18 protein-coding genes and 1 tRNA gene are annotated in these 18,881 nt (G+C 59.5%); 8 read left to right on the top strand and 11 right to left on the bottom strand.

What is annotated here, in order from left to right; all coding sequences use genetic code 11:
* The first annotated feature begins 15 nt into the window (after nucleotides 1–15).
* Nucleotides 16–744 carry an aspartate/glutamate racemase family protein gene (locus ACEN8Q_RS14480; RefSeq protein WP_008017624.1) on the top strand — a complete coding sequence of 243 codons (729 nt, stop codon included), beginning with the start codon at nucleotides 16–18 and terminating at the stop codon, nucleotides 742–744.
* Between the two features lie 147 nt (nucleotides 745–891).
* Here the strand turns inward: ACEN8Q_RS14480 and ACEN8Q_RS14485 are convergent, their stop codons facing one another.
* Nucleotides 892–1,815, bottom strand: a complete 924-nt coding sequence (locus tag ACEN8Q_RS14485) for a LysR family transcriptional regulator (RefSeq protein ID WP_413421997.1) — start codon at nucleotides 1,813–1,815, stop codon at nucleotides 892–894.
* Between the two features lie 124 nt (nucleotides 1,816–1,939).
* Here ACEN8Q_RS14485 and ACEN8Q_RS14490 point away from each other — a divergent pair, with 124 nt between their 5' ends.
* A complete protein-coding gene (locus ACEN8Q_RS14490) occupies nucleotides 1,940–2,686 on the top strand; it encodes a 3-oxoacyl-ACP reductase family protein (protein ID WP_413421995.1) in 747 nt (248 codons plus the stop codon).
* A 59-nt stretch (nucleotides 2,687–2,745) separates the two neighbouring features.
* On the opposite strand, the gene ACEN8Q_RS14495 is transcribed toward ACEN8Q_RS14490, so the two are convergent.
* Nucleotides 2,746–3,441: an HAD-IA family hydrolase gene (locus ACEN8Q_RS14495; RefSeq protein ID WP_413421993.1), complete on the bottom strand. Its 696-nt coding sequence runs from the start codon at nucleotides 3,439–3,441 to the stop codon at nucleotides 2,746–2,748.
* Between the two features lie 249 nt (nucleotides 3,442–3,690).
* Between ACEN8Q_RS14495 and ACEN8Q_RS14500 the strand changes: the two genes are divergently transcribed.
* Nucleotides 3,691–6,813 carry an RHS repeat-associated core domain-containing protein gene (locus ACEN8Q_RS14500; RefSeq protein ID WP_413705392.1) on the top strand — a complete coding sequence of 1,041 codons (3,123 nt, stop codon included), beginning with the start codon at nucleotides 3,691–3,693 and terminating at the stop codon, nucleotides 6,811–6,813.
* Between the two features lie 116 nt (nucleotides 6,814–6,929).
* Here ACEN8Q_RS14500 and ACEN8Q_RS14505 read toward each other — a convergent pair whose 3' ends face one another.
* The 5 genes from ACEN8Q_RS14505 to ACEN8Q_RS14525 form a co-directional block, all read right to left on the bottom strand.
* Nucleotides 6,930–7,112: a hypothetical protein gene (locus ACEN8Q_RS14505; RefSeq protein ID WP_413421989.1), complete on the bottom strand. Its 183-nt coding sequence runs from the start codon at nucleotides 7,110–7,112 to the stop codon at nucleotides 6,930–6,932.
* Nucleotides 7,113–7,128: 16 nt separating this feature from the next.
* A complete protein-coding gene (locus tag ACEN8Q_RS14510) occupies nucleotides 7,129–7,596 on the bottom strand; it encodes a glycine zipper domain-containing protein (RefSeq protein ID WP_413421987.1) in 468 nt (155 codons plus the stop codon).
* A gap of 113 nt (nucleotides 7,597–7,709) precedes the next feature.
* Nucleotides 7,710–8,078, bottom strand: a complete 369-nt coding sequence (locus tag ACEN8Q_RS14515) for a bacteriocin (RefSeq protein ID WP_102672845.1) — start codon at nucleotides 8,076–8,078, stop codon at nucleotides 7,710–7,712.
* Nucleotides 8,079–8,388: 310 nt separating this feature from the next.
* Nucleotides 8,389–8,577 (bottom strand): hypothetical protein, encoded by a 189-nt coding sequence (locus ACEN8Q_RS14520; protein WP_108218939.1) that lies wholly within the window; start codon nucleotides 8,575–8,577, stop codon nucleotides 8,389–8,391.
* 145 nt (nucleotides 8,578–8,722) lie between these two features.
* Nucleotides 8,723–9,043 carry a YbjQ family protein gene (locus tag ACEN8Q_RS14525; protein WP_007971919.1) on the bottom strand — a complete coding sequence of 107 codons (321 nt, stop codon included), beginning with the start codon at nucleotides 9,041–9,043 and terminating at the stop codon, nucleotides 8,723–8,725.
* Nucleotides 9,044–9,194: 151 nt separating this feature from the next.
* Here ACEN8Q_RS14525 and ACEN8Q_RS14530 point away from each other — a divergent pair, with 151 nt between their 5' ends.
* On the top strand, nucleotides 9,195–9,779 hold the full coding sequence (locus ACEN8Q_RS14530) for a hypothetical protein (RefSeq protein WP_413705393.1): 585 nt from the start codon (nucleotides 9,195–9,197) through the stop codon (nucleotides 9,777–9,779).
* A 134-nt stretch (nucleotides 9,780–9,913) separates the two neighbouring features.
* On the opposite strand, the gene ACEN8Q_RS14535 is transcribed toward ACEN8Q_RS14530, so the two are convergent.
* Nucleotides 9,914–10,003, bottom strand: a tRNA-Ser gene (locus ACEN8Q_RS14535).
* A 308-nt stretch (nucleotides 10,004–10,311) separates the two neighbouring features.
* Here ACEN8Q_RS14535 and ACEN8Q_RS14540 point away from each other — a divergent pair.
* The 3 genes from ACEN8Q_RS14540 (at nucleotide 10,312) to ACEN8Q_RS14550 (ending at nucleotide 13,071) form a co-directional block, all read left to right on the top strand.
* On the top strand, nucleotides 10,312–11,001 hold the full coding sequence (locus ACEN8Q_RS14540; protein WP_413421982.1) for a crotonase/enoyl-CoA hydratase family protein: 690 nt from the start codon (nucleotides 10,312–10,314) through the stop codon (nucleotides 10,999–11,001).
* Between the two features lie 214 nt (nucleotides 11,002–11,215).
* Entirely contained in the window at nucleotides 11,216–11,938 is a 723-nt protein-coding gene (locus tag ACEN8Q_RS14545) for a lysophospholipid acyltransferase family protein (protein WP_413421980.1), read from the top strand.
* A gap of 161 nt (nucleotides 11,939–12,099) precedes the next feature.
* The gene (locus ACEN8Q_RS14550) at nucleotides 12,100–13,071 is read left to right on the top strand and encodes a magnesium and cobalt transport protein CorA (protein WP_413421978.1); all 972 of its coding nucleotides are present in this window, start codon (nucleotides 12,100–12,102) and stop codon (nucleotides 13,069–13,071) included.
* 100 nt (nucleotides 13,072–13,171) lie between these two features.
* On the opposite strand, the gene ACEN8Q_RS14555 is transcribed toward ACEN8Q_RS14550, so the two are convergent.
* From ACEN8Q_RS14555 to ACEN8Q_RS14565, 3 genes are all read right to left on the bottom strand, one after another.
* Nucleotides 13,172–13,894 carry an amidotransferase gene (locus ACEN8Q_RS14555; protein WP_413421976.1) on the bottom strand — a complete coding sequence of 241 codons (723 nt, stop codon included), beginning with the start codon at nucleotides 13,892–13,894 and terminating at the stop codon, nucleotides 13,172–13,174.
* 95 nt (nucleotides 13,895–13,989) lie between these two features.
* Nucleotides 13,990–16,134 (bottom strand): 3-hydroxyacyl-CoA dehydrogenase NAD-binding domain-containing protein, encoded by a 2,145-nt coding sequence (locus tag ACEN8Q_RS14560; protein WP_413705394.1) that lies wholly within the window; start codon nucleotides 16,132–16,134, stop codon nucleotides 13,990–13,992.
* Between the two features lie 24 nt (nucleotides 16,135–16,158).
* Nucleotides 16,159–17,364, bottom strand: a complete 1,206-nt coding sequence (locus tag ACEN8Q_RS14565) for an acetyl-CoA C-acetyltransferase (RefSeq protein WP_413705395.1) — start codon at nucleotides 17,362–17,364, stop codon at nucleotides 16,159–16,161.
* Between the two features lie 599 nt (nucleotides 17,365–17,963).
* Between ACEN8Q_RS14565 and ACEN8Q_RS14570 the strand changes: the two genes are divergently transcribed.
* Complete coding sequence (locus tag ACEN8Q_RS14570; protein WP_413421970.1) at nucleotides 17,964–18,785, top strand: c-type cytochrome; 822 nt, start codon at nucleotides 17,964–17,966, stop codon at nucleotides 18,783–18,785.
* Nucleotides 18,786–18,881: the final 96 nt, after the last annotated feature.

An 18,881-nucleotide genomic window follows, 5' to 3' on the forward strand; every position in this document is an offset into this window, starting at 1 on the left:
CAATAAGGACTCCCCATGCGCATTCTCGTGGTCAACGTCAACACCACCGAATCCATCACCCAGGCCATCGCCCGCTCGGCGCAAGCCGTCGCGTCGCCCGGCACGGAAATCGTCGGCCTCACCCCGCACTTCGGCGCCGACTCCATCGAGGGCAATTTCGAAAGCTACCTGGCGGCCATTGCGGTCATGGACCGGGTGATGTCCTACGACCAGCCCTTCGATGCGGTAATCCAGGCCGGTTACGGCGAACACGGCCGTGAAGGCCTGCAGGAATTGCTCAACGTGCCGGTGGTGGATATCACCGATGCCGCCGCCAGCACGGCGATGTTCCTCGGTCACGCCTATTCCGTGGTCACCACCCTCGACCGCACCGTGCCGCTGATCGAAGATCGCCTCAAGCTCTCCGGCCTCTGGGATCGCTGCGCCTCGGTTCGGGCCAGTGGTCTGGCCGTGCTGGAACTGGAGCACGAGCCGCAGCGCGCACTGGAAGCCATCGTGCATCAGGCCGAACTGGCGGTGACCCAGGACAAGGCCGAAGTGATTTGCCTGGGCTGCGGCGGCATGGCCGGACTGGACGAGCAGATTCGCCGACGTACCGGCGTACCGGTGGTGGATGGCGTCACGGCGGCGGTGACCATCGCCGAATCGCTGGTGCGATTGGGGTTGTCGACATCGAAGGTGCGGACTTATGCGACACCGCGGCCGAAAAACATCATTGGCTGGCCGGCGCGGTTTGCTCGTTAAGTTCGCAACTGTTGACCGAGTTGCCTCCTTCGCGAGCAAGCCCGCTCCCACACTGGATCTGCGTTGAATACAGATGTTGTATTCACTACAGATCAAATGTGGGAGCGGGCTTGCTCGCGAAGGGGGCAACCCGGTCTAGAACTTGGCTCAAACCGCACTGAACCTCTGCCCCAACCCCCGCTCGGCAAACTGTTCAATGATGAAATCGACAAACACCCGGGTCTTGCCGGGCAGCAGTTTGTGTTCGGCGTAATAGACGGAGGTGTAGCCATCGTCGATGTACCAGTCCGGCAACACCCGCTGCAATCTGCCCGACTCCAGATAGCCCGCAGCAAACGGCATGCTCACCAGCGCAATGCCCAGACCCTGCGCGGCCGTGGCGCAGGCAGCCTCGGAATCGCTCATGGTCATCCGCGCATTGAGCGTCAACGGGCTGTGCTGGTGATTGCGATGGGTCAACTGCCAGGAGCGCACACGACCGGTTTGTGGCGAGCGGATCAGAATCCCGTCATGGTGCTTGAGGTCATCCGGCTCGCTGATCGACGCATGAGCCTCGAGGTAAGCCTGCGAAGCCACCAACACCCGATGCGCCGGGCTCAGCCTGCGCGCCACCACGCCCTGGGGTAACTCAAAGCCGCCGCCGATTGCCGCGTCGAAGCCCTGCCCGATCAGATCGACCTGGCGGTTGTCGAAGTGCCAGTCCGGGTTGATCGCCGGGAATCGCCGCAGAAACTCGCCGAGCATCGGCACAATGTACAAACAACCGAACACCGTCCCCATGCTGACTTTCAAAGTGCCCGCCGGCTGCCCTCCGGCACTGGCGAGATTGGCCACGGCATTCTGGATCGTGTGCAGGCTGCCGCTGACTTCGCCGAGAAACAACTGACCGGCCTCCGTCAGGGTCAGCCTGCGCGTGCTGCGCTGAAACAATCTGACGCCCAGGCGCGCCTCGAGCTTGGCGACGCTCTTGCCCACTGCCGCCGGGGTCAGACTCAAGCGTCGCGCCGCTTCTGCAAAGCTGCCGACCTCAGCGCTGCGCACAAAGCATTCGATACTGCTGAAGGTTTCCATAGTCGCCACTATAAACTTTTGGTTTACACAGACTATCGCAATTATGGTCTACACAGCATGTAATCCTGAATCGATACTAGGCTCCATCAACCGGGACATCTCGCCTCGGGACTTGGAGATCGACATGACTACTCAGAACCTCAGCGGCAAAGTGGCATTGATTCAAGGTGGTTCCCGTGGCATCGGCGCAGCCATCGTCAAGCGCCTGGCTGCTGAAGGCGCAACCATTGCCTTCACTTATGTCAGCTCGACGGCAAAAGCCGAAGCACTGCAGGACAGCATTACCGCCAAGGGCGGCAAGGCCCTGGCCATCAAGGCTGACAGCGCCGACGCCGAGGCGATCCGCGGTGCCGTCTCAGCCACGGTAGAAGCCTTCGGTCGCCTGGATATCCTGGTCAACAATGCGGGGGTACTGGCCGTCGCGCCGCTGGCCGAGTTTAAACTCGAAGACTTTGACCAGACCCTGGCCATCAACGTGCGCAGCGTGTTCATCGCCACCCAGGCCGCCGCCAGACACATGACCGAAGGCGGTCGCATCATCAACATCGGCAGCACCAACGCCGACCGCATGCCCTTCTCCGGTGGCGGCCCGTACGCCATGAGCAAGTCGGCACTGGTCGGCCTGACCAAAGGCCTGGCCCGTGATCTCGGCCCGCAAGGCATCACCATCAATAACGTGCAACCAGGTCCGGTCGACACCGACATGAACCCGGCCGACGGTGACTTTGCGGAAAGCCTGATCCCGATGATGGCCGTGGGCCGTTACGGCAAGGCCGAGGAGATCGCCAGCTTCGTCGCCTACCTCGTCGGCCCTGAAGCCGGCTATATCACAGGGGCCAGCCTGACCATCGACGGTGGCTTCGGCGCCTGACGCATTAAACGCGATCAAAGTGTGGGATCGCCGCACCGCCGCTCCCACATTTTTTGTCGTCAGGCCCGCTCAAGCGCCGGCAAACCATAAGCGCCCGGCTCGAACGCCTTCAACGTACGAAGAATACCGTCGGCATGTGCATACCTGGCATCGGCCATTGCCGCATCCGGAATTGCAATCGCCGTCATCCCCGCCGCCTTCGCTGCGGTGACACCAAAGGGCGAATCCTCGAACACCAGGCAATCCTCGGGCGCGACGCCAAGGCGCCGCGCCGCCGTCAGGAAAATATCCGGTGCCGGTTTGGCCGCGCCCACCTCGGGGTCATCGGCGGTGACGATGAAGTCGAACAAGGCGAACCAGTCGCGGTGCAAGGTGGTTTTCTGGCCGAACGACTGGCTTGAAGAACTGGTACCGACGGCAATGGGAATGTTGTTGGCCTTCAGATGCCGTACCAGCTCCTGTGCGCCAGGCATTGCTTGCGCGGTAGGAAAGCGCTCGCGCATCAGCGGCTCGCGGATCACCAGAAACTCTTGCGCCGTAATCGGCAAGTCCAGCGCTTCAACCACATAACGCGCCAGATCGCCCGCACCCCGACCAATGATGTTCTGTTTGATGCTCCAGTCGAACGTCCGGCCATAACGCGCGGCGATAATGGCCGTGACTTCGGTGTAGATGCCCTCTGTATCCAGCAACAAGCCGTCCATATCAAAAATCACGGCCTTGATCGGGCCGAATGCTTTCAGTGGTGCATTCATCGCATCTGATCCGTTTTCCGAGGCATCGCGGGCAGCTCAGGAACGGCCTGATGCCCGAATGGATTAAAGGATTCAGCAGCATAGCGAGCGCCGCTGGCCCAGAGCAACGATGAAATCCAGAACCACGCCGAATGGCTCTACGTTATTTAGCGAATCGCCCTACAGCAAACGCCAACCTTGCTGACTTCTTTCCTTGCAGGTCATCCGCAGAGTCTCGGACTCCACATTCCGCCAAGCGAAAGTCTGCCGATGTTCGATCCCCAAAAGGTATTGGCATGCCCCACCAGCGGTCCCATGACACGGGCGTACGGGATCGAAAGCGCAGGGCGCACCGCCACTCACAACTGCCCTGTGTCGATGGTTACCGGCGAAGTACTGCTGACCCTGACCGAAGGCACCCTCGACGGGATCTTGCCGTTCGACTTCACCCGCTTCTATCGCACCAGTGCCGTCGAACTCGACAGCGGCCTCGGTTTTGGCTGGAGTCATTCGCTGTCCCAGCACCTGGAACTCCACGGCGGGCAGGTGCTGTGGATCGACCCCGAAAACCGCCGCACGCCGTTTCCTTGGCCGGTGGCGGCGCGCCCACTGATCCACAACAACCTTTCGCGGGCGGCGATTTACCTCGGCGAGAAAACGGACGAACTGATCCTCGCCCTGGCCGGCGACGTGGCGCGTTTTTATCACTTCCACGACGGCCGGCTCAGCGCGATCAGCGACGCCTATGGCAACCGCCTCACGGTACAGCGTGACCGCTTTGACCGGATTCAGCGCCTGGACAACGGCTCCGACCGCGCCTTGCTGCTGCGTTACGACCTCAAGCACCTGGTGGCCGTCGACTATCAGGTGTTTCAGCGCAGCGGCTCCGAGGCGCACACCTGGCGCACCGAACAGACACTGGTCAGCTACCGCTACGACGCCCGCCAGCGCTTGATCGAGGCAACCAACGCCGCAGGTGAAAGCGAGCGCTATGACTACGACGAGCAGCACGTCATCCTGCAACGGCAACTGGCTGGCGGCGCGAGTTTCTTCTGGGCGTGGGAGCGCTCGGGCAAGGCAGCCCGCTGCATCCGTTACTGGGCCTCGTTTGCGCAGATGGAAGTGCGTTACATCTGGGACGATCAGGGCCGGCTGATCGCACTGCTTGCGCCGGATGAGACGCCCATGTCCTACGAGTATCGTCACCATTTCCTGCACACCCGCACCCACAGTCAGGCGACGTGGAGCTACCAACGCAATGCCCAAGGCGACATCACTGCCGTCACCGATCCCGACGGGCAGATCACCCGCTTCTTCTACGACCCGCTGGGACGCTTGCTGACTATCCGTTTTCCCGACCAGAGCAGTCACCGGTTTGTCTGGAACGCCTTGGGACAATTGCTGGAAGAGACCCTGCCGGACGGTGCTCTTCGCACTTTTTCCTACGATGCGTTGGGGCGGCGGATTACCCGGCAGGACGAACACGGTGCCGTCACCGGTTTTGAGTGGGACGCCATGGGCCGACTGACCCGGACTACGCTGCCCACCGGTGCCCGCCGTGTCTGGCGCTATAACACCTATGGCCAGGTCGCTGCCAAAACCGACGAACTGGGACGGGTAACCCGTTACGAATACGCCGACGACCTGCACTTGGTCAGCCGTCGGATCAACCCCGACGGCAGCGCACTGAAGTACCGCTACGACCCTGCGCAATTGTTGCTCACAGAGATCGACAACGAGGTCGGTGACACTTACCGGCTGGACTACACCCAGGGCGGATTGATCCGACAGGAAACCGGATTCGATGGCCGTCGTACCGCCTACAGCTACGACTTCAATGGCCAGTTGCTGGAGAAAACCGAGTTTGGCGACGACGGCTCGCAGCTGGTTACCGGCTATCAACGTGACAGCGCTGGGCGGCTACTGGTCAAAACTCTGCCCGATGGGGTCAAGGTCGAGTACCACTACGACAACTTCGGGCGACTGATCAGCGTCGATGACGGCCAGGACCATCCGCTGGAGTTCGAATACGACCGCCAGGACCGGTTGATCACCGAGTATCAGGGTTCGGGTACCCTGCGTTACGGCTACGACGCCTGCGGTCGGCTCAAGCGTATAAGCCTGCCGGACGCCTGCGTCCTCGACTATCACCACGCCAAGGGGGGCGCACTTACTGCCATCGACCTCAACGGCACGCGCCTGACCAGCCATCGTTTTGTCGGCGGACGCGAACAGCAACGCCAACAGGGTCTGCTGCTCAGCGATTATGCCTACGACGAGCAAGACCGTTTGCAGGCCCATGCCGTCAGCCAAAAGCAACGACCACTGTACCGCCGCAAGTATGCCTACAGCACCAAAGGCAATCTCCTGCAAATTACCGACAGCCGACACGGTTCACACCGCTACCAATACGACGCGCTCGACCGCCTGACCGGAGTGCGCCACGCCCGCGACCAGTCCGCAGAGAACTTCACCCACGACCCGGCCGGCAACCTGCTGATCCACGACCGCCCCGGCCCGCGCGTACTCCAGGGCAACCGCCTGCGCCGCCGCGGCGACAGCCACTACGACTACGACGCCTTCGGCAATCTGATCCGCGAATGTCGCGGTATGCCGCCCCGGGTCACCGAGTTCACCTACGACAGCCAGCACCGCCTGATCAGCGTCAGCACCCCGGAGGGTAAAAGTGTCAGCTACCGCTACGACGCCTTCGGCCGGCGCATCCGCAAAACCATCGACGGCCAGACCACGCAATTCTTCTGGCAAGGCGACCAGCTCATCGCTGAAAGCGGCCCCCGACATTACCGCAGCTACGTCTACGAACCCGGCAGCTTCCGCCCACTGGCGCTGCTCGACGGCAACGGTCGGGCAGACGCCTGCCCGTTCTACTACCAACTCGACCATCTCGGCACCCCGCAGGAACTGACCAGCTACGCCGGCGCCATCGTCTGGTCCGCCAAATACACCGCCCACGGCAAACTCCGCGAACCGAGCCACGGCAACGACGAACGCCTCGAACAGCCGCTACGGTTTCAGGGGCAATACTTCGATACTGAGAGCGGCCTGCACTACAACCGGCATCGCTACTACCATCCGGACATCGGTCGTTATCTGACGCAGGATCCACTCAAGTTGGCCGGCGGGTTGAACCCGTATCGATACGCCCGGAACCCGACGGGGTGGGTGAGTCCGTCGGGGTTGGGCGGAAATTGTCCGCAGGCGAGCAAGCCGGGATGTCTGGTGACGGATCGGGGGGGAGTGGCAAAGGTTGATGAAGGTGAGCCTGATGCGCCCTCACCAAAACTTCCAAAAAGATACTTGTATCGCGGGAACTCACGGGAGTCCTGGGAGATTTCTGAAACCGCAATTGAACCCATTGGTTCGACTGTTTAAAGAAATAATCGGGACCCGGACTTCCTCACTGTCGCTTCGTAATAGCTTGCTCACCCGGTCCATCGCCATCGGCATGACTTGGCGATGGACACGTTCGACCCGGCAACCCGGCTCGATCAATCCTCGTCCTCTTCCTCATCTTCAAAATCAATGTTCCCCACATCGCCCGCATCATCAGCATCGTTAAGCGGCACCGTTGCATCATCCATCAGCGATCCCGGATCTTCATTGCCGGGATCGTTGATAAGCGGCAGTTCGCTCGGGCCTTTTTCTTCCTTGCCTTCGGTTTCCGCAGTCATGGTATGCCTCGCTTAACTAGTGATGCTTCTTGTGGTGCTTGTTCGAGTGTTTATAACCGTTACCGGAATGGGAATGGCCGCTATCACTCCCCAGATCATTGCCGACCGCGCCGCCAGCTGCACCGCCAAGGCCCGCGCCGATGGCCGATCCGGTCGAACCGCCAAGACTGTTGCCGACCACCGAACCACCCGCCGCGCCCAAACCACCGCCTACCGCCGCCTCGGTGCGACTGTGTTTGGGCGCGCCAATGGCACTACCGGCCGCTCCGCCGACACCCGCACCAATCGCTGCGCCAGTACTGCCGCCCACCTGGCCACCCACAACGTTGCCCAACACCCCACCAAGACCACCGCCTACCGCGGCATCTCCATTACCTCCCGCCAGCGCCACCTGAGAGACCAGCAATCCAAAAACAATCGCAGGCAACATCAATCGTCGAGCATTCAGGCTTGCGGTTTTATTGCCGTCGGTTTTCGGATTCATGGCACACCTCGCATTCTTCAGGAGTATGGAAGATTTGAGCCGCTGCGGCGTAAAACGTTCATAAATGAAAAAGCCCGGCATCAAGCCGGGCTCTTTTCAATTCTGGATCAGGATCAGTGACGCTTGTGACCATTGGCCAGGTTGCTGCCTACGCCGCCGCCCAATGCACCACCCAAGCCTGCGCCGATGGTGGCACCGGATTTGCCGCCGAGGCTGTTACCGATCACCGAACCACCGGCCGCACCGACACCGCCACCGATAGCAGCGCTGGTGCGATGACCTTTTTTGGCGGCAACTGCGCTGCCCGCCGCGCCAGCGACGCCCGCACCAATCACTGCGCCAGTGCTGCCGCCCATCTTCTGGCCGACCACGTTACCCAATGCGCCGCCCAAGCCACCGCCCAGCGCGGCAGTACCGTCACCAGCCATTGCACCTTGAGCAACCAGAAGCCCCAGAACCAGAGCGGGCAGTGTTAAACGCATGACAAAAACCTCAAAAATAGGGGTACACAAAAAGGGGGCGAGATTGAATGCTTTTGCGCGGATAAAGTCCAGCACACCGGTCCAACTTCGCGATTGGCGACGATTGGACAGCATTTTTGAAAAAGGTTTTATGACGGACAAAAAAAAGCCCGCTGGGGAGACGGGCCAGGTGTTGCTTTCTAACGGATGAGTCGAGATTACGGAGGGAGCTGTGAAAAGTTTGTGAAAGATCAGCCGCCTGAAAATTTTGTCATGCAACCCTTTCGATCATCAAAACCCCCGTTCGTTGACGGGGTTTACTCGCGTTCGTTTACTTCCTGACCGGTGCTGTCACCCTGGGCAGGAATTTGCCCTTCAGTACCCGGCACGCCCTGGTCTTGATCTTGTCGACCTCTGTCTGGTCCTCGCCGAAACTGGCCACATACTGGGTCTGGCCACACCGCACGCAATTGTTGATCGGAAACTCTGCGCCATCGTCCTCGATATACGGATCAGCCATCTCATCACCCCTTTCAAAAAGCGGGATCGACACCGGCAAGCCCTTTTGCCGAAACAATATCGATCGCCAAGGTTTTTCAGACTAGCCGGTCACTAATGGACTTGCCGTTCTGATTTCCCCGTGACCGACGAATGGCTTCGTACTTTCACCGCAACTTGACTGCAGTCCCGGTCACAAACACCACGACCATCCCGCCCTTGCCGGCCGGCATGCTGATTTCATAATCAAGCCCGACCACCGCGTCCGCCTGAAGCGCCCGCGCCCGCTCCTTGATCTCATCGGTGGCCTGAATGCGCGCTTCCTTCAACGCTCGCTCCAGTGTCTGGGAGCGCCCGCCAAAAAAGTCGCGCATCCCGGCAAACACGTCACGGACGACGTTGATCCCTTGCACCGACTCGGCGCTGACGATGTCCAGGTAGGCCGTAATTTGCCGACCTTCAATGGAATGGGTGGTAGTGGTGATCATTGCTGTTCCTTCCTGTTCAGATATTCAGCCAGTGCATCGAACGCCGGCAATGTTACGGGATCAGCATCTCCCCCACCCGCACCAATGCCAGGGCGCCACTTTTCCACTGCTATGCTGATAGCGTCGGTTCTCTACACTGGAGACGAGCAGCATGACAGCAGAAGGCAATCATTTCCCCTTCACTTTCAAGACTATTGCCTACTCAACCGGAGGCTTCCTTGTCGCCTTGGTATCTGCCACAAAGCTGCTCGACACTTACTTCGAGTTGACGTTGTTGGCAGATACCAAAGGCTGGCTGGTACGTGCGTGGAACTGGCTTCTGTTAGAAACGCCAATGCCGAATTGGTCGCTGCTGATGATTAGCGCGGCGTTGATCAGCATTCTGACCGCAGCGATTTACTACTACCGCACCCCTGACGGAACTTACGGCGAGCTACATGAGATAGAGCGAAAGGTTTACAAAACGAACAACCCTCAGTTTCCACAGTTGACAGATAACCAAACGCTGCTGATGGAAGCTTTGGCCTATCATGCAAACTTCAGGAAAATTGCAAACCTGGACTCGGTTTGCAAACTTGTCTCACTCAGCAAGCTGGAAGTTGAAGACGGTCTGAAGCAACTCCAGGCTAAACGTCTTGTGAAGCAAAAAGTGACACGGGGTACGTTCGGCGCCACCACTTTTGAACTTACCCTGGCAGGTAAGGACTATGCGTTAGAACGACTCAAGCTGACGTAGTAGAGACACACGGGACGTCGAAAGGTATGGATCGCAGTGTCAGAAGGCGGGATGTAGTGAGCAGTACAATCAAGTAGTACAGCTGAAAAAGAAAAACCCCCGCAAACCATGGATTTGCGAGGGTTCTCAGAATGTGGCGGTGAAGGAGAGATTCGAACTCTCGATACAGTTTCCTGTATACACACTTTCCAGGCGTGCTCCTTAAGCCACTCGGACACTTCACCGTATCTCTTCAAACATGTTCTGTCTGTCGAGGCGCGCTAATTTAGTCGAAAGCTTTTCTGATGGCAAACATTTTTTTCAGAATTTTCATGCGGTTAACGCGATTCAACGTTTCAGCTCACTCTGGACCATGGCAAACCGGCCAATCTCCGGCTTCGCCCCCTCTTCTATATAGAGGGGAACGGGCAGCAGGCACGGCGGGCTACGCCTGGCGGGCGGGCAAAGGGTGACTGGCGGGTCAGTCACGGCGCTTTACCTGGCTTGCGGCGGTGGGTAACGTCTGCCCAACTTTATTGAAAGGAATAGCGTCATGAGTGAGTTGATTTCCTACCATCTCGAAGACGGTATCGCGACCCTGACCTTGAGCAATGGCAAGGTCAATGCCATCTCCCCGGATGTGATTGCCGCGTTCAACGCTGCACTGGATCAGGCCGTGACTGATCGTGCGGTGGTGATCATTACCGGCCAGCCGGGCATTCTCTCCGGCGGTTATGACTTGAAGGTGATGACGGCCGGCCCTAAAGAAGCCGTGGCACTGGTGACCTCTGGCTCGACACTGGCCCGTCGCCTGCTGTCGCACCCCTTCCCGGTGATCGTTGCGTGCCCGGGGCATGCAGTGGCCAAGGGCGCGTTTCTGCTGCTGTCCGCCGACTATCGCATCGGTGTTGAGGGCCCGTTCAGCATTGGCCTGAACGAAGTGCAGATCGGCATGACCATGCACCACGCGGGCATTGAGATCGCCCGTGACCGCCTGAACAAAGTGGCGCTTCAGCGTTCCGTGGTCAACGGCGAGATGTTCAGCCCGCAAGGCGCCGTGGCTGCCGGTTTCCTGGATGTCGTGGTGTCGGCTGAAGAACTGCAAGGCGCGGCACTGGCGGCGGCTCGCCAGTTGAAGAAGATCAACATGACCGCCCACAAGAACACCAAATTGAAAGTGCGCAAAGCGCTGCTGGAGGCCCTGGACAACGCGATCATCCAGGACCAGGCACATTTGGGTTAAGCCCGGACCTGCTACAAATAAAAGCCCGACCGTCGTGTCGGGCTTTTTCATACATGTCTGTGTTAAACGCCTGTAACTGCTCTAGACCGTATCTGACCGATTAGTCGGAAACATCAGCACAAACATCGGCTATCTCCCACTACTCTGGGAGCAATTGCCGAAAACAGTGCACATCCGTACACTGCGCCACCTTTTGTCCCGGTGGGGCCTGTAAATGCTGTTTTTGTTGCGTATGTCATTGATGGGCCTGCACTTTATTGTGGCGGGTGTGCTGGGTGTGATTCTCGGCCTGTGCCGGCCGTTCAACCCGGACAACAGCCGTCTGTGCGCACGCCTGTACGCGTGGCCGGCCATGTGTATATTGCGCTTGCGGGTGAAGGCCGAAGTCGGGCCGTTGATGGATAAGCCTGACAGCTGTGTGATCATCGCCAATCACCAGTCCAACTACGACTTGTTTGTGTTTGGCAACGTAGTGCCCCGTCGTACCGTGTGCATCGGCAAAAAGAGCCTGAAATGGGTGCCGCTGTTCGGGCAGTTGTTCTGGCTGGCCGGTAATGTGCTGATCGACCGTGGCAATGCGCACAAGGCGCGTAAGTCGATGTTGACCACCACCCACACCCTGCAAAACAAGGACACCTCGATATGGGTCTTCCCGGAGGGCACGCGCAACCTGGGTGAGGACTTGCTGCCCTTCAAGAAAGGCGCATTCCAGATGGCCATTGCCGCCGGGGTGCCGATCGTGCCGGTGTGTGTCAGCAGTTACGTCAAACACATGCGATTGAACCGCTGGCGCAGCGGGAAAATTCTGATTCGTTCGTTGCCGGCGATTCCCACCGCCGGATTGAGCCTGGACGACATGCCCATGCTGATTGCCCAGTGCCGCGAGCAGATGCGTGAATGCATCGATTCGATGGACCGGCAACTGCAAGCCGCCTGAACAAGAAAACCCGCCTGGCGCGGGTTTTCTTTTGTCTGCGAGACTTTACCGGCGAACTCGGCAGATTTAGCTGACTCGCAAACACTGCGAGGCTAAGCTGATCAACACTGGCATTGCATATGTTGCCAATTGAAAGCTGCCAAAAGAAGTGAACCACCATCATGGGTAGAGTTGTTGCTGCTGCGGTTTATAGCGCCGGTAAGAGAGTCACCAATATCACCCTCGACGAAGGCGCAGCCTGGGCTGCCAAGCCCGGACACTTTGTCTGGATCGGCCTCGAGGAGCCGAATGCCGAGGAGCTCTACAATCTGCAGCGCCAGTTCAACCTTCACGAACTGGCCATTGAAGACGCCCTGGAAAAGCACAGCCGGCCGAAGCTGGAAACCTTCGGCGATGCGCTGTTCATCGTGACGTATTCGCCCATCCGTCATGAAGGCAAACTCGAGTTCATCGAGACGCATATTTTTGCCGGCAATGGTTACATCATTACTGCACGCAACGGTCACTCGGCGTCCTACGCCCATGTCCGTCAACGCTGTGAGGCGCGTCCGCTATTGCTTGAGCACGGGGAAGATTTCGTTCTCTATGCCATCCTCAATTTTGTGATCGAGAACTACCAGCCGATGGGCGAAGTCATTCACGCGGAAATCGATGAGCTGGAGCGCAACGTGTTATGCGGCGTGTTGAATGACTACGACATCCAGAAGCTGCATGGCCTGCGTCGTGATGTTTTGCGCTTGCGTCGTTATGTGGCACCGATGATTGAGATCGGGGAGGAATTGCAACGGCTGAGTTTCCCGTTTATCGATAAAAACATGCGCCCGTACTTTCGCGACGTGCAGATCCATGTGACGCGGCAAATGGAAGACCTGACGACCCTGGCGGATATTGCCAGCCAGACGATTGAGGTCGGGGTGCTGCTGGAGGCCTCTCGCCAGAGCGTGGTGCAACGCAAGTTTGCGGCCTGGGCGGCGATTCTGGCCTTCCCCACGGCGGTGGCGGGGATTTACGGGATGAATTTCCAGAACATGCCGGAGTTGAACTGGCACTACGGCTATTTCGGCGTGCTGGGATTTATCACGGTGGGTTGTCTGGGGTTGTGGGCGAGTTTCAAGAAGTCGGGGTGGCTGTAGGAGCGAGCCTGCTCGCGAAAAACCTGAGAGCACCGTGGGCTGTCAGGTTTGGCGCGTTATCGTTCACCACCATCGCGAGCTGGGCTCGCTCCTACGGGTTTTAAACAGATGTTGGCTTGTGTGCGACAAACCGCATCATCCACTCGGCAACCGTGGTGCCGTGGTGCTCCTGATCCAGGCTCGCGATACCTTTGGAGTAGACCTGCTCACCCAGTGCCTGCTGGCGAATCTCCAGCAGGGCGCGGGAGTAGTCGTGGATGAACTCCGGATGCCCCTGGAAGCACAGCACCTGGTCGTTGATGTGGTAGGCGGCATACGGGCAGAAATCGCTGGAGGCAATGACCGTGGCGTTCTCCGGCAGCGACGTGACCTGGTCCTGGTGGCTGATCAGCAGCGTCAGCTCTTCGCGCACCGGATTCATCCATGGCGCCTTGGCGGCGAGCTTGTATTTGTGGGTGCCGACACCCCAACCCTGGGTCGCACGCTCGCTCTTGCCGCCGAGCAGCAATGCCAGCAACTGATGACCAAAGCAGACGCCCAGCAGCTTGTCGCCGCGCTCGTAGCGGGTCAGAAGGTATTTCTTGAGGGTTTCGATCCACGGGTCGGTGCCGAAGGAATCGGCCTTGCTGCCCGTCACCAGGTAGGCGTCGAATGTCAGGTCGTCGCTTGGGTATTCACCCTGCACCACGTTGTAGACCGTGAACTCGGCGGCAATCGGCTGCTGCGAAAACAGGTGTTTGAACATCTGCCCGTAGCCCTGATATTGGTCAACCAATTCCGGACGCAGGTGGTCGGTTTCCAGAATGCAGATGCGTAACGACATAAAAAATACCTGACACGTGATGGGAATAATGCACACCCCAGAGCCTGCCCTGAAACACCGTGACAAGGCAAGCCCCGAAATGCGTCATCGCGCCCTTAGAATGCCTCCCCTTTGGCGGCCTTCTCCAGCAGCAATGCAGGCGGTGCGAACCGCTCGCCATATTGCTTGGCCAGGTACTGGGCGCGGGCGACAAAGTCCTGCACGCCGTACTGGTTGATGTACTGCAGCGCACCGCCGGTCCACGCGGCAAAACCGATACCGAAGATCGAGCCAACGTTGGCATCCGCCGTCGAGGTCAACACGCCCTCCTCCACACAGCGCACGGTTTCGATGGCTTGCACGAACAGCAAGCGATCACGCACATCCTTCGGTGAAATCTGCCCGTCGGTTTTCTCGAAGCGGGTTTTCAACTGTGGCCACAGGTGTTTCTGGCCGCCCGCCGGATACTCGTAGAAACCACCCCCGGCAGCCTTGCCCGGACGCTTGTATTCATTGAGCAACAAGTCAATCACGGCAAATGCCGGATGCTCTCGCAGCGGTTTGCCCTCTGCCTGCAGGTCCTTGGCTGTTTGCAGGCGGATATGGTTCATCAGGCTGAGGGAAACTTCGTCAGAGATCGCCAGCGGCCCTACAGGCATGCCGGCTTTGCGTGCTTCAGTCTCGATCATCGCTGCGTTCACACCTTCACCCAGCATGGCAATGCCTTCGTTGGTGAAGGTGCCGAACACCCTTGAGGTGAAGAAACCGCGGCTGTCATTGACCACAATCGGGGTTTTCCGGATTTGCAGGACGTAATCGAACCCACGGGCCAAAGTTTCGTCGCTGGTATTGGCGCCCTTGATGATTTCCACCAGCGGCATTTTTTCCACGGGGCTGAAAAAGTGCAGGCCGATGAACTTGCTCTGATCGGGCACGGCGCACGCCAGGCCGCTGATCGGCAAGGTCGATGTGTTGGAAGCGATCACCGCGTCCGCGCCGACGACCTTTTGCGCCGCCAACGACACTTTGGCCTTCAAGTCACGATCCTCGAACACGGCCTCGATGATCAGGTCGCAACCAGCCAGGTCGGCATCGCTTGCGGTGGTTTGAATGCGTGCCAGAACGGTGTCGCGTTGCTCGATGCTCATTTGTCCGCAAGCGACTTGCTTGTCCAGCAGCGCCGCCGAATGCGCCTTGCCCTTCTCCGCCGCGGCGATGCTGATGTCCTTGAGCACCACATCAATACCGGCTGACGCGCTGACAAACGCAATTCCGGCGCCCATCATCCCGGCACCGAGCACCCCGACCTTGCGGGTGACATAAGGCGCAAAGCCTTGAGGCCGCGAGCCGCCGGCATTGATTTCGTTGAGCTGGAACCAGAACGTGCCAATCAGGTTTTTCGACACCTGGCCGGTGGTCAGCTCGGTGAAATAGCGGGTTTCGATCAGGTGCGCCGTGTCGAAATCCACTTGGGCGCCCTCGACCGCTGCGCACAGGATTTTCTCCGGTGCGGGCATCGTGCCCTGGGTTTTGCTGCGCAGGATCGACGGTGCAATCGCCAGCATCTGAGCGACTCGCGGGTTTGACGGCGTACCGCCCGGAATCTGGTAACCCTTCACATCCCAGCGTTGTACCGCCGCCGGGTTGGCGAGAATCCACGCCTTCGCCTTGGCCATCAGCTCTTCGGAATCTGCTGCCAGCTCGTCAATCAACCCCGCCTGCAACGCCTGTTGCGGGCGAACTTTCTGGCCTTCGAGCAGGTATGGCAGGGCTTTTTCGATTCCGAGCATGCGCACCATGCGCACCACGCCCCCGCCGCCCGGCAGCAGGCCGAGGGTGACCTCCGGCAGACCGAGTTGCACCGACGGGTTGTCCAGCGCTACGCGATGATGGCAGGCCAGGCAGATTTCCCAGCCGCCGCCGAGTGCCGCGCCGTTGATCGCCGCAACCACCGGTTTGCCGAAGGTTTCCAGGGTGCGCAACTGGCCCTTGAGGGTCAGTACCATGTCGTAGAAGGCTTTGGCTTCGGGCTTGCCGACCTTGATCAGTTCATTGAGGTCACCGCCGGCAAAGAAGGTTTTCTTGGCCGAGGTAATGATCACACCGGCGATGCTGTCCTTGTCGGCCACCAGGCGCGCAACGCAGTCAGCCATGGCCTCGCGATACACCGCGTTCATGGTGTTGGCGCTCTGGCCTGGCATGTCGATGGTCAGGACGACGATTTGGTCCTGGCCTTTTTCGTAACGAATGGCTTCGTTCATAACTGGATTCCTTGAAGTCCGGGCTCAGAGGCGTTCGATGATGGTGGCAATGCCCATGCCGCCGCCGACACACAGGGTCGCGAGGCCAAAACGCAGGCGTCGGGCTTCCAGTTCATCCAGTAGCGTGCCGAGAATGGCGCAGCCCGTGGCGCCCAGCGGGTGACCCATGGCGATGGAACCGCCGTTGACGTTGACCTTGTCCGGATCGACGGCCATGTCCTTGATGAATTTCAACACCACGGAAGCGAACGCCTCGTTGACCTCGAACAGATCGATGTCTTCGACCCGCAGCCCGGCCTTGGCCAACGCTTTGCGGGTCGCCGGCGCGGGACCGGTGAGCATGATGGTCGGATCGGTGCTGGTGACCGCCGTGGCGACAATCCGCGCCCGTGGCTGCAGGCCCAGCGCACGGCCCTTGGCTTCGGAGCCGATGAGCATCAGCGCCGCGCCATCGACGATCCCGGAGCTGTTGCCGGGGGTGTGCACATGATTGATCCGCTCGACATGGCTATAGACCCGCAGCGCGGTGGCATCGAACCCCATCTGCCCCATCATCTCGAAACTCGGCTTGAGCTTGCCCAGGCCTTCGAGGGTCGAATCGGCGCGGATGAATTCATCGTGATCGAGCAGGATGATGCCGTTCTGGTCTTGCACCGGCACCAGCGACTTGCTGAACGAACCATCGGCCCGCGCCCGCGCAGCCTTTTGTTGGGAATGCAGCGCGTAGGCATCGACATCCTGACGGCTGAAGCCTTCAAGGGTGGCGATCAGGTCCGCGCCCACGCCCTGTGGTGTGAAGTGACTGTGCAGGTTGGTCGCCGGGTCCAGCGCCCAGGCCCCGCCATCGCTGCCCATCGGCACCCTGGACATCGACTCGACACCACCGACCACCACCAGGTCCTCGAAGCCGGAGCGCACTTTCATCGCACCGAGGTTGACCGCCTCCAGCCCCGAAGCACAGAAACGGTTGATCTGTACCCCCGCCACGCTGACATCCCAATCGGCCACCTGAGCGGCGGTCTTGGCGATGTCAGAGCCTTGATCGCCAATCGGCGTCACGCAGCCGAGCACCACGTCATCGACCTGGCTGGTGTCCAGCGCCGTGCGCTGTTGCAGCGCAGTGAGCAAACCGGCAACCAGGTCCACCGGTTTGACACTGTGCAAGGCGCCGTCGGCCTTGCCTTTGCCACGGGGCGTGCGTAACGCGTCGAAAATCAATGCTTGGGTCATGACGTCCTCGAACCACAGTGCGGGAGGGTGAATATCGAGTGCTCACTCTTGGCCCGAGCCGCGTTTGATTCAATGACCGCAGCGCTCACAGATGTTGACGCTCACGCTCAGACGGACGGTAGTGAGCTACCGGATTTACCGATTCCGGACACCAAGCTGTCTAGCCAACGGGCGCCAAGAAAGCTGGCAATAGGCCTCATGTCTTTTTTAAAGCGAATCGTAAGAACTCCATACGAAATGGATCTAAGCCAAGCGCTGCGCGGGCTCTAAGGTGAACTTGTACGAAGTTGTCGTCGGGTTTTGCCGAGGCGCTCGTCGCTACAGGAAGTGCACCTGCCGTCATGGAGCAATGCAGGCAGGCATCAGGAAATAACAATAAAGGCGGTCAAGCCATGTTCAAACAATCGAAAGTACGACAAGCCGGGCTCATCCTTTTCGCCACCACATTGTTGTTGATATTGCCGAACCTGACCAAGGTGATCGGCTAGTCGCGTCTGAAAGATACGGCGTCACGGTTTTTGAATTGCCACTATCAAAATGTGACTGGCCCGCTACCCGGGCCAGCGTGGCTGTGCCAACCTTGGCGGCACTTCCACGACATGGACGGCGATCATTTGAAAATACTCATTCTGCTCGGGGCCCTGCTGTTCGGCTCGCCCCTGTATGCCGCACAGCTGAACCTGGAGCTGGGCGCGAACAGTCGCACCTGGCAGACCGAGGAATTGCTCAAGCATCCTCAGGTTCAAACCATCGACATCAGCGACGACGTTTCCTACAAACGGGACATGAGCTACCGCGCCGTGCCTCTGTCCGCGTTGCTGACCGGCATCAAGCCCGACGACCACCTGCAAGCCGTGGCCCTGGATGGCTTTGCCGCCGAAATGGCCGCAGCGCCGTTGCTCAACTCCCAGGGGGCACAGGCGTGGCTGGCGATTGAAGACCCTGGCAAGCCCTGGCCACCGCTATCCGAAGGCAAGCCAGGCGCCGGGCCGTTCTATCTGGTCTGGACCAACCCGCAGGCCGGCAACATCAGCCCCGAACAATGGCCGTTCCAGGTCGCGAGCATCAAACGCCTGGCGCCCGTGGCCGAGCGCTTTCCCGCCCTGCTGCCCGATCCGGCATTGAGGGCCGATGATCCGGTGTACAAGGGTTTTGCGTTGTTCCAGAAGAACTGCCTGGCATGCCATCGACTCAATGGCGCTGGCGACTCGCAGTTCGGGCCGGACCTGAATATTCCGTACAACCCGACCGAATATTTTGGCGCGGACTTCCTCAAGCGCTACATCCGCGATCCACAGAGCTTGCGCCAGTGGCCGCAGGCGAAGATGCCAGGGTTCTCCACCGAGGTGTTACCGGATGGGGACCTGGGGATGTTGGTGGGGTATCTCAAGCATATGTCGGGCCGGAAGGTGAAGCCCTAAGCCTTGTGCTGTATGGACCGGCCTCTTCGCGAGCAAGCCCGCTCCCACATTGGAATTGCTGTGCGCCGCAAATCAAATGTGGGAGCGGGCTTGCTC

This window comes from Pseudomonas sp. Pseusp16 (assembly GCF_047324915.1).
GTDB lineage: Bacteria > Pseudomonadota > Gammaproteobacteria > Pseudomonadales > Pseudomonadaceae > Aquipseudomonas > Aquipseudomonas fluorescens_CD.

Bases quoted from the DNA above. Each gene is read 5' to 3' on its own strand.
- ACEN8Q_RS14485 (WP_413421997.1), bottom strand. From the start codon at position 1,815: ATGGAAACCTTCAGCAGTATCGAATGCTTTGTGCGCAGCGCTGAGGTC.
- ACEN8Q_RS14500 (WP_413705392.1), top strand. From the start codon at position 3,691: ATGTTCGATCCCCAAAAGGTATTGGCATGCCCCACCAGCGGTCCCATG.
- ACEN8Q_RS14480 (WP_008017624.1), top strand. From the start codon at position 16: ATGCGCATTCTCGTGGTCAACGTCAACACCACCGAATCCATCACCCAG.
- ACEN8Q_RS14505 (WP_413421989.1), bottom strand. From the start codon at position 7,112: ATGACTGCGGAAACCGAAGGCAAGGAAGAAAAAGGCCCGAGCGAACTG.
- ACEN8Q_RS14530 (WP_413705393.1), top strand. From the start codon at position 9,195: ATGACAGCAGAAGGCAATCATTTCCCCTTCACTTTCAAGACTATTGCC.
- ACEN8Q_RS14515 (WP_102672845.1), bottom strand. From the start codon at position 8,078: ATGCGTTTAACACTGCCCGCTCTGGTTCTGGGGCTTCTGGTTGCTCAA.
- ACEN8Q_RS14545 (WP_413421980.1), top strand. From the start codon at position 11,216: ATGCTGTTTTTGTTGCGTATGTCATTGATGGGCCTGCACTTTATTGTG.
- ACEN8Q_RS14555 (WP_413421976.1), bottom strand. From the start codon at position 13,894: ATGTCGTTACGCATCTGCATTCTGGAAACCGACCACCTGCGTCCGGAA.
- ACEN8Q_RS14525 (WP_007971919.1), bottom strand. From the start codon at position 9,043: ATGATCACCACTACCACCCATTCCATTGAAGGTCGGCAAATTACGGCC.
- ACEN8Q_RS14510 (WP_413421987.1), bottom strand. From the start codon at position 7,596: ATGAATCCGAAAACCGACGGCAATAAAACCGCAAGCCTGAATGCTCGA.
- ACEN8Q_RS14520 (WP_108218939.1), bottom strand. From the start codon at position 8,577: ATGGCTGATCCGTATATCGAGGACGATGGCGCAGAGTTTCCGATCAAC.
- ACEN8Q_RS14540 (WP_413421982.1), top strand. From the start codon at position 10,312: ATGAGTGAGTTGATTTCCTACCATCTCGAAGACGGTATCGCGACCCTG.
- ACEN8Q_RS14495 (WP_413421993.1), bottom strand. From the start codon at position 3,441: ATGAATGCACCACTGAAAGCATTCGGCCCGATCAAGGCCGTGATTTTT.
- ACEN8Q_RS14570 (WP_413421970.1), top strand. From the start codon at position 17,964: ATGGACGGCGATCATTTGAAAATACTCATTCTGCTCGGGGCCCTGCTG.
- ACEN8Q_RS14550 (WP_413421978.1), top strand. From the start codon at position 12,100: ATGGGTAGAGTTGTTGCTGCTGCGGTTTATAGCGCCGGTAAGAGAGTC.
- ACEN8Q_RS14490 (WP_413421995.1), top strand. From the start codon at position 1,940: ATGACTACTCAGAACCTCAGCGGCAAAGTGGCATTGATTCAAGGTGGT.
- ACEN8Q_RS14560 (WP_413705394.1), bottom strand. From the start codon at position 16,134: ATGAACGAAGCCATTCGTTACGAAAAAGGCCAGGACCAAATCGTCGTC.
- ACEN8Q_RS14565 (WP_413705395.1), bottom strand. From the start codon at position 17,364: ATGACCCAAGCATTGATTTTCGACGCGTTACGCACGCCCCGTGGCAAA.